This is a genomic window from Gemmiger formicilis (assembly GCF_016901605.1).
GTDB lineage: Bacteria > Bacillota > Clostridia > Oscillospirales > Ruminococcaceae > Gemmiger > Gemmiger formicilis_B.
This window is the reverse complement of sequence record NZ_JACJKP010000135.1, coordinates 1-8,229: the sequence shown is the minus strand read 5'-3', so window position 1 is coordinate 8,229 and position 8,229 is coordinate 1. Positions and strand designations below refer to the sequence as shown.

The window sequence follows — 8,229 nt, the reverse complement described above, 5'->3', positions numbered from 1 at the left end:
AAAAAATTCCGGAATAGCAGCCAGCATAGCGAGCCCCCATGTGGGGTGGTTGGCCAGACGGAATTTTGAGAACAGGTAGCCCGGGTCAAAGCTGAATGTTTCACAGGCCGCCGAAAGTTTACTGTAGTAGGTATATCCATCGTCCTGCAGCAGCGTGTCCCATTGCGGCAGGCGCAGCAACACCATTATTACAAACAGCAGCAAAAGCCAGCGATTTTCAAAAAACCAGCGTTTTGGGTCGGGCTTTTGAAGCCTTATCCAACCGGCCAGAACCGCCAGCAGGCACAGCCCTGCCACAAGGGGAATCACCCCCACATGGGCGGAAAACCCACCTGTGCGCAGATACGTCAGGGTCCCCCCACAGGCAAAAAGAAATACCAGAACCAGGATCACCGTCGCTTGTCCCAACAGCGAACCCAGCCATTGATTTTTTTTGTTATGCATTCTGTCCCCCATTGTTTTTTCATCGCGGGAAAAATATTTCATCGTATCAAATTATATTATAACACAGATCGTTGGCTGCAACAACTCAATGTTTGACGCGGGCGGCGTTGTACGCCCGAAGCATCAACACCGCATACCACAACAGTACAACACTGAAAATAACAAACGAAACGGAGGCAGCCGCCATGGCCCCCGGGAAGAAATGCGTCACGGTGTACACCGCAAGGGGAACAGCCGCCACTACCGGCATTGCCTTGGTGGTTTGCCCGGCTTGCCGCAGCATCAAAACGGCGGTGAGCAACAAAAGCCACAAATCCACCGCCCGCAGTGCCGGCATCAGCCATACCCAGACCCCGCCGCTTTGACTTCCGCACAGCACCAGTTCCAGAACCAGCTGCGCAATGCCGCACAACAGCGGCGCCACGCCGCGGCGAGACACCAGAAAGTATCCCACCACGGCCAGCACCGTGAGAGAAAGTTCCTGCAGCTGGGTATTTTCCGGCACAGCCAGCAGGGCGCGCCCCGCTGCGGATACACCAATTAAAAGATAGGCAAGTGCCTGCCTGTTTTGTTTATCCATAGTATTCTCCTGTATGATTATTCACTGCAAAAGGGAACGTTTTGCCCCCTTCCGTGGCTTCTTTTCATGATAACACGAACCGCCAGGGCTTGCAAGGCAACAAAACCGGGCGTATAATAGAATTCATTCCCATTTTGGAAACGAGGTTATTGGCATGGAATTTTCTCATCGGTTGGAACTGTTTGGCCCGGAGATCTTTGCCGCATTGAACGACAAGAAAGTTGCCCTGGAGGCAGAAGGCCGCCATCTGTATAATTTAAGTGTCGGCACTCCTGATTTTGCCCCTGCCGAACACATCAAACAAGCGCTGATCGAAGCGGCACAGGATAACGAAAACTGGAAATACAGCCTGCGGGATCTTCCCGAACTGCTGCAGACCGTCTGTGAATATTATAAACGCCGTTTTCAGGTGGATTCCATCACGCCGGATCAGGTCATGAGCTTTTCCGGCAGCCAGGACGGCATCGGTCACTTGGGATTGGCGCTGTGCAACGATGGTGACGTTGTCTTGCTGCCCGACCCTTGCTATCCGGTGTTTATGACCGGCTGTATGCTGGGTGGCGCCAAGCCCTGGTATTATCGTCTGACCAAAGAGAACCGCTTTTTGCCGGATGTTTCCTCCATTCCGGAAGATGTGGCCCGTGCAGCCAAATTGATGCTGGTCAGTCTGCCGGCCAACCCGGTAGGCAGCATCGGCACCCCTGAACTGTACGCCGAGATCGTGGCTTTCTGCCAGAAATATGACATTCTGCTGGTGCACGACAACGCTTACAGCGATATCATTTTTGATGGTGCCCACGGTGGCAGCATCTTTAACACGCCGGGTGCCAAAGATTGTGCCGTGGAGTTTTTCAGCCTGAGCAAAAGTTTCAACGTAACCGGTGCCCGGATCAGCTTCCTGGTAGGCCGTCCCGATGTGGTAGCCGCCTGCAAAAAGCTGCGTACCCAGATCGATTTCGGTATGTTCCTGCCCATCCAGAAAGCCGCCATTGCTGCCATGACCGGACCTTTGGACGGTGTACAGCGGCAGTGCGCCGAATACCAGCGTCGTCGCGACGCCCTGTGTGGCGGACTGCGTGCCATTGGCTGGAATGTACCGGACAGCCACGGCAGTATGTTTGTCTGGGCCCCCATCCCCGCCGGCTACGCCAGCAGTATGGAATTCTGCATGGAACTGATTGAAAAGGCCAACGTGATCTGCACACCGGGGTCCAGCTTTGGTCCCAGCGGCGAAGGGTATGTGCGTTTTGCACTGACCATGCCCGTGGAACAGATTCAGGAAGCCGTGTCGGCCATTGCCGCCAGCGGTATGATTCACTGATTTGTTGTTATCCTTGTACTTATTAAACAGTTAAAAAAGCAGCCCGCCGCAAAGCGACGGGCTGCTTTTTTGCAGACATTACTGCGCGCTTTCCCTTACAGCCGCGCGTAATTCTTTCTGGATGGCCGGTGTAACAGCAACCTTCTTCAGCAACGAAGACAACAGCTCCGGCACCTGCTCTGCCGGAAGCTGATCTGCCACGACCGTCGCCAGGTACTCTGCGTGAGACATGGCCGGTTCAAATGTACGCGCGTACGTCTTGCCGCTGCGCACAAAGCCCACCTCGCGCAGAACGCCTTTTTCCATCAGACTGTTCAGCATGGAAAAAATCGACCTTTCTTTCCACTTCCGATCCACACAGGTGGATACTACTTCCGTTTGCGCCATCGGATGATCCGCCTGCCAGAAAATTTCCATTATCTGCTGTTCACTTTTTGTCAGATGCACGCCACTCTACTCTCCCTCGTTATATGATACTTAGATAGTATCTGCTTTTGATTGAAATGTCAATGTATTTTGCACAAATTTTATCGGTTCTCTTTGTTATTTAATAATTTTTTCATATTTTTTCGCACTTCGGAAACACCCGCGTAACATTCCACAATTTTATCGGTATATCGAATGTTTATTATTCGTTTTTTTATCATTTTTTATCGTTTTTTTCTTCTTTTTTCTTTGAAATAGCTGTAAACATAATTCCATAATTTTTTTGTTTTTTCAACAACAAAATATGGATTTTCAGCTCATTTACACTTTTAACATGTATTTATCGACTCCATTGCTGTGATAAAACCTCCAAAGCACGCTTTTCAATGCGCGAAACATAGCTGCGGCTGATCCCCAACCTTTGGGCTACTTCTTGCTGCGTACAGGGCTTCTGCCCCTGCAAACCGTACCGCATTGTCAGCAGTTCCCGCTCCCGTGGCGGCAATTTTTCCACCAACTTGCGCAAATGAACTGCATCGGCGCGGTTTTCGCATCGGTCTTCCATCACCGTAGGGTCCGGCAATGTGTCCGCCAGGGTCAATTGCCCGTCACTGCCTTCCAACGGTTCCTGCAGCGAAATTTGCGTTCCTTCCCGCCGGGTACGGCGCAGTTCCATCCGCAGCTCGTTTTCAATGCAGCGGCTGGCATAGCTGGAAAATTTGCTGGTTCGCAACGGATCAAAGGTATCCACAGCCTTGATCAGGCCGATGGTACCGATTGAGATCAGATCATCCTGAGATGCCGTAGCTGTATAATACTTTTTGGCCACATGCGCCACCAGACGCAGATTATGGCGAATCAGTAGATCCCGTGCCCGGGCAGCGTCTGCACCGCCTGTACGCAGTGCTGCGAAAGCAGCTTTTTCTTTGGCCTGTGGCAACGGCCGCGGAAAGGAACCGCTTTCCAGATGCAGTGCCAGATACAGAATATGACCGGCCGCAGCCTGTAAAAAAAGACCCAGAATTTCCAGCATACTACCCACCCCCTGGCCCAGAGTATGCAGTCCCTGCCGCCAATATACGTCAAGATGGGACAACGGCTGCTTTTCCCCTGCCCAGAATACTTAAAATATGATACACTATCCACAAGCCAATTTCCATTATCAACACATATTGCTCAAGGAGGTTCTATCATGAAACGAATCCTGGTAACCGGTGCCGGCGGCTTTGTGGGAGCCCGCATCATGGAGCAATTGATGGGACCAGCCATAGAATTCCTCCCTTTTCCACCCGGCAGAATGGCCGGTATATCCCGGGAAGAGTTGTGTGAACTGGTCCTGCGCCTGCAGCCTAATGCACTGATTCATACAGCCGCATTATCAGATACCGGACACTGTGAAACCCATCCGGAGGAGTCTTACCGGGCCAATGTTTCCATTCCTCTATGGATTGCCGAGGCCGCCCGGGAGGTCAACGCCAAGTTGGTGGCATTCAGTTCCGATCAGGTATACGCCGGTTTGCAGGACACCGGCCCCTTTGAAGAAGATCTTCCCCTGCACCCTGCCAACGTCTATGGCCGCCACAAACTGGAAGCCGAACAGCGGGTGTTGGAGCTTCTGCCTTCCGCTGTCTTGCTGCGGGCCACCTGGATGTATGATCTGCCCGGGTACGGGCTGCCCATCCGCGGCAATCTTATCCTGAATTTGCTGCGGGCCGCCATGCACAACGAACCACTGCGTTTTTCCTGCCGGGATTATCGCGGCGTGACCTATGTACGGCAGGCCGTTGAAAATCTGCTGCCTGCATTGGAGCTGCCGGGCGGCGTTTACAACTTCGGCTGTGAAAACGACTACGATATGTATACCACTGCCCGGCATTTCTGCACCGTACTGGGCATTACACCGCCCCTGGAAAAAGCCGACTGGCCCCGCAGCCTGCGGATGAACTGCCGTAAAGCCCGCGAGGCAGGGATCGTGTTTGACAGCACCTTTGACAATGTGACCCGCTGCCTGCAGGATTACGGCGTAAGTTCCCTGCTATAAAAAAGCACACCCCGTATTTCGGAACAACCGAAATACGGGGTGTGTTTTTTGCTTGTTGTTCAGGCAAGAGGGAGTTTTGCCGTCCCCTTACCGGGAAAGCATCAGCGGCCGCGGAACCAGATCACCGCCACTGCAACCAGTGCAGCAACAGCCAGTACGCCCAGTACAATCGCAATCACCAGCGATGCATTCAGTCCACTGGTCTGTTCCTGTACAGTCTGTTCAGGCGTTGCGGTTTCAGCCACATCCTCGGGCGCCGCCGAAGGTGCCGGGGTGGCGCTTGCCTGCAGCGTGGAGGAAGGTTCCGGCAAAGCGCTGGGCTTCGGGGTAGCCTTTCCACCGGACGGCTTGCTGCTGCCGGACACCGTCGAAGTGGTACCCTGTACAGCCTGGACCGGTGCCGACGTGCCTACCGGAGAGGTAGAGACTTCCGGCGTGGGAGCAGGCGTCTGCGCTGCCGTACTCTGGCTGGAAGTTCCGCCCTGGCTGGTGGAAGAGGAACCACCGGAAGACCCATTGCTGGAAGATTCATTGCCGGAAGAAGGCTTTTCGGTCGCTTCAGGAGCCACAGGGGGTTCTGTCGCTTCGGGTGCGGCGGGCGTCTGGGTCGGCACGGGAGTTTCGACATCTGCCGTGCTCAGGTCCGCCGATGCAGCGGCAACCGCAGTGGTTTCCGCTTTGCCGTAGGCAGCGTTCACCAGTTCCAGGGAATCCTCCACCACACGGACGGTGGCAATGGTCCCGGGGGCAGCATCCAGCTGAATCTCGCCCAGGGATACCGTCCCATCCTTCAGCAATTCATCCCGGCCCGCAATATAAACCGTCAACCGGCCGGTTTCCTCGTTGTAACGATACTGCTGCACACTGCTGGTCAGCCCATCGTTAAAATCAAACTGTGCTTTGGCGCCATTGCTGCTGTCCACCTGAAAACTCAGGCGCAGCGCCGTCACATCCTTGGCTGCCTCCTGGGGCAGCGTCAGGCTGACAGAGGCTTGGCTGCCATCTGCATTCATTGTCACCGTGCCATCGGTCCCCTGCGCTGCGACAGGCAGTGCCGTCAGCGTCAGGGCTGCCCCCAACAGCAGGGTGGCCAACCATTTTTTCATTGTATTCTCCTGTTCTGTCAATCAGCGCTGCCAATGGTAATGGAAGGCAGCGGTTCGGGCAGCTCGACCGGCAGTGTATCGCTGGTCAGACGCTGACCCACGTTGGTAGTGGCTTCGTCCACACGGTACAGTTCCGCGCGCACCGTTTCCGGCATCGTCATGCCTTCCAGTGCATCGGGCTCGATCCAGTAGACCCAGTAGCCTTCGCTTACATCGCCCAACAGCCCGTTTTCCGGGTCCGGTGCCAGGATGATCTGGTGCGCCACGGTATTGCCCTCGGCATCCAGACCGCCCACGATCTCACCGTTCTGGTCGTAGAGCAGCACCACATTGTAGGCGGGATTGCCCTTGTAGCTGCCCGTAAAGACCAGGGAGCCCTGCGGGATCACATCGCCCTCGCCATCGGCATACTTATAGTCGCTTTCCAGCGTACCAATGCCGTTTTCCAGCAGTTCCACGTTGTCGCCGGTGGGGCCCAGAACATCCAGCTCGCTGATGGAAACAGCGCTGCCGGTGGGCGCCTTGACGATCAGACGCAGCTGCGTGGCATCGTAGGTGCACAGCCAGGGCTTGCCCTCGGTGTTGGGGAAGTATACGGTGTTTACCGTATCGCCGGCAAAGGTGCCGGTGGCCAGCGTCTGCCAGCTGCTGCCGTCGGTGCTGATCTGGATCTCGTAGTTCTGGATCGCAGTTCCGCTGGTGACCGTGTACTTGAAGCCGGTCACTGCCAGCGTCTTGTGGAAGTTCAGCGTAACGGTAGCCTCGCCCTTAGCCTGGCCCGTGTAGGTGGTTTCTTTCTTATTGTCGATGACCTGGGTGATGGCAGAAACCGGATCGGGATCACAGGGGTCCTGCTCGGTCGCATCCGGCGTGGTATCCTGCTCCGAAGTCATGTTGGTGGTAACCGTCCACTGGCTCTTATCGTAGCTGCCGTCGTGGCTGATCTTGACCGTGGGCAGCGTCAGGGTCTGGGAACGGTTGAGGAACTTGTCGATGGCCGTGATCTGGTAAGCCACGGCGCGGTTGTTGATGGTGGTGACCGTATCGGTGTAGCTGTCACCGGTGGTAAAGCCCACCACCTGGGCATTGGCTTCACCGTTTTCGTAGGTCACACGGGTGATCTCGTACCCCAGCAGCAGATCGGAATCCACCGTGGAAGCCAGCGTCAGATTCACCTGGTTGGCGGTCTTTTCGTCCACCACCGCAGTGGTGCCCTCGGTCAGGACATCCTTGCCGGCAATGGTCGCATCGGCACTGTGGGTAAAGCCATAGGTGCGTGCATCGTCATTGACGTAATACAGCGCGCGGGTTTCCGCCTCAAACTGAGCCATATAGGCAGCAGTCGTGGCATCGGGAATCAGACCCCAGCGAACAAAGAAGTCCGTCAGGTCTTTCTGCGCTGCCGCAGAGGTCAGCCGCATGAAGTTCTGGTTGGCATCGCCGCCCAGGCTCAGTTTGACACCGCCCGGTGCAGGTGCCGAAGCCGTATTGCGGGCATAGGTATCCACGCGGGCATAGAAGCGGCTTTCCAGCAGATCATTGTAGTTATCGTAGATCTGGTATTCGTATCCCTTATCATAGGCAAGGTGCAGCTGCCAGTACATACCCAGCTGGGTAAACACGTCGCCGGCTGCGCCGGTGGTGCCGCTGGTCACCTTGCTGTAAATGGCATCGTAACCGAAGCGCATGCCATCGGAAGTCTGGGAAATCTGGGCAAAATAGTTGTTGGTCACTTCCGCCACCGCATACTTGCCCTGGTTGATGTTATGGCCGATCTCGTGGGCAATGCCCCAGCCGAAGTAGTTACCGCTCTGGTAGCTGCCGTCCTCGTTGAGAACGATGGGGTTGCCTTCCGCCAGGCCGGGCACAGAGCCCCAGCCGATGCCGATATGATTGCCTGCCGCATACATGAACGCGCCGGCAAACATACGCATATAACGGATATTCAGGTGCTGGGCCGGCAGGCGGTTGGTGTTGCCTGCGCCCTCCAGGTTGGTAAGACCCTTATGCTGGTAGAACAGGATCATCATCTGATCCATGGCATCCACAGAGTTGAGCAGACGGGCCGCCTTCTCGCTGGTTTCTCCGGCGCCCAGGCCTGCCAGCAGCTGGCTGGCCGGTACCGAGTACATCATCTGATCCAGCAGCACATCGGTGGTGTTGAGGATGCATTCCTCCGCATTGTAGGCCGTATCGGCATGCAGGGTGCCATGCTGCGCTTCCAGGCCGGCGGTGTAGCTTTCCAGCTCTTCCACATAGGCCGTCACGCGGGCTTCCCGTTCACCGGCATCATCAATGCCGTACAGGTCCA

The 8,229-nt window shown here is 55.5% G+C and carries 8 protein-coding genes; 2 read left to right on the top strand and 6 right to left on the bottom strand.

Annotated elements, in window-relative coordinates:
- Together H6B10_RS10545 and H6B10_RS10540 are read right to left on the bottom strand one after the other, a co-directional pair.
- The coding region (locus H6B10_RS10545) for a hypothetical protein (RefSeq protein WP_204651569.1) at positions 1–444 on the bottom strand (444 nt) is incomplete at its 3' end.
- An 85-nt stretch (positions 445–529) separates the two neighbouring features.
- On the bottom strand, positions 530–1,024 hold the full coding sequence (locus tag H6B10_RS10540) for a hypothetical protein (protein WP_204651568.1): 495 nt from the start codon (positions 1,022–1,024) through the stop codon (positions 530–532).
- A gap of 154 nt (positions 1,025–1,178) precedes the next feature.
- On the opposite strand from H6B10_RS10540, the gene H6B10_RS10535 reads away from it, so the two are divergent.
- Complete coding sequence (locus H6B10_RS10535) at positions 1,179–2,345, top strand: aminotransferase class I/II-fold pyridoxal phosphate-dependent enzyme (RefSeq protein ID WP_204651567.1); 1,167 nt, start codon at positions 1,179–1,181, stop codon at positions 2,343–2,345.
- Between the two features lie 78 nt (positions 2,346–2,423).
- Here the strand turns inward: H6B10_RS10535 and H6B10_RS10530 are convergent, their stop codons facing one another.
- Positions 2,424–2,792, bottom strand: coding sequence for a BlaI/MecI/CopY family transcriptional regulator (locus H6B10_RS10530; RefSeq protein WP_204651566.1), 369 nt, complete (start codon positions 2,790–2,792; stop codon positions 2,424–2,426).
- 319 nt (positions 2,793–3,111) lie between these two features.
- Positions 3,112–3,804, bottom strand: a complete 693-nt coding sequence (locus tag H6B10_RS10525) for a sigma-70 family RNA polymerase sigma factor (protein ID WP_204651565.1) — start codon at positions 3,802–3,804, stop codon at positions 3,112–3,114.
- Positions 3,805–3,963: 159 nt separating this feature from the next.
- Here H6B10_RS10525 and H6B10_RS10520 point away from each other — a divergent pair, with 159 nt between their 5' ends.
- On the top strand, positions 3,964–4,812 hold the full coding sequence (locus H6B10_RS10520) for an SDR family oxidoreductase (protein ID WP_204651564.1): 849 nt from the start codon (positions 3,964–3,966) through the stop codon (positions 4,810–4,812).
- A gap of 101 nt (positions 4,813–4,913) precedes the next feature.
- Here H6B10_RS10520 and H6B10_RS10515 read toward each other — a convergent pair whose 3' ends face one another.
- Positions 4,914–5,918, bottom strand: coding sequence for a hypothetical protein (locus H6B10_RS10515; RefSeq protein ID WP_204651563.1), 1,005 nt, complete (start codon positions 5,916–5,918; stop codon positions 4,914–4,916).
- 17 nt (positions 5,919–5,935) lie between these two features.
- Positions 5,936–8,229: M60 family metallopeptidase (locus H6B10_RS10510; protein WP_204651562.1), on the bottom strand; the 2,294-nt coding region annotated here is incomplete at its 5' end.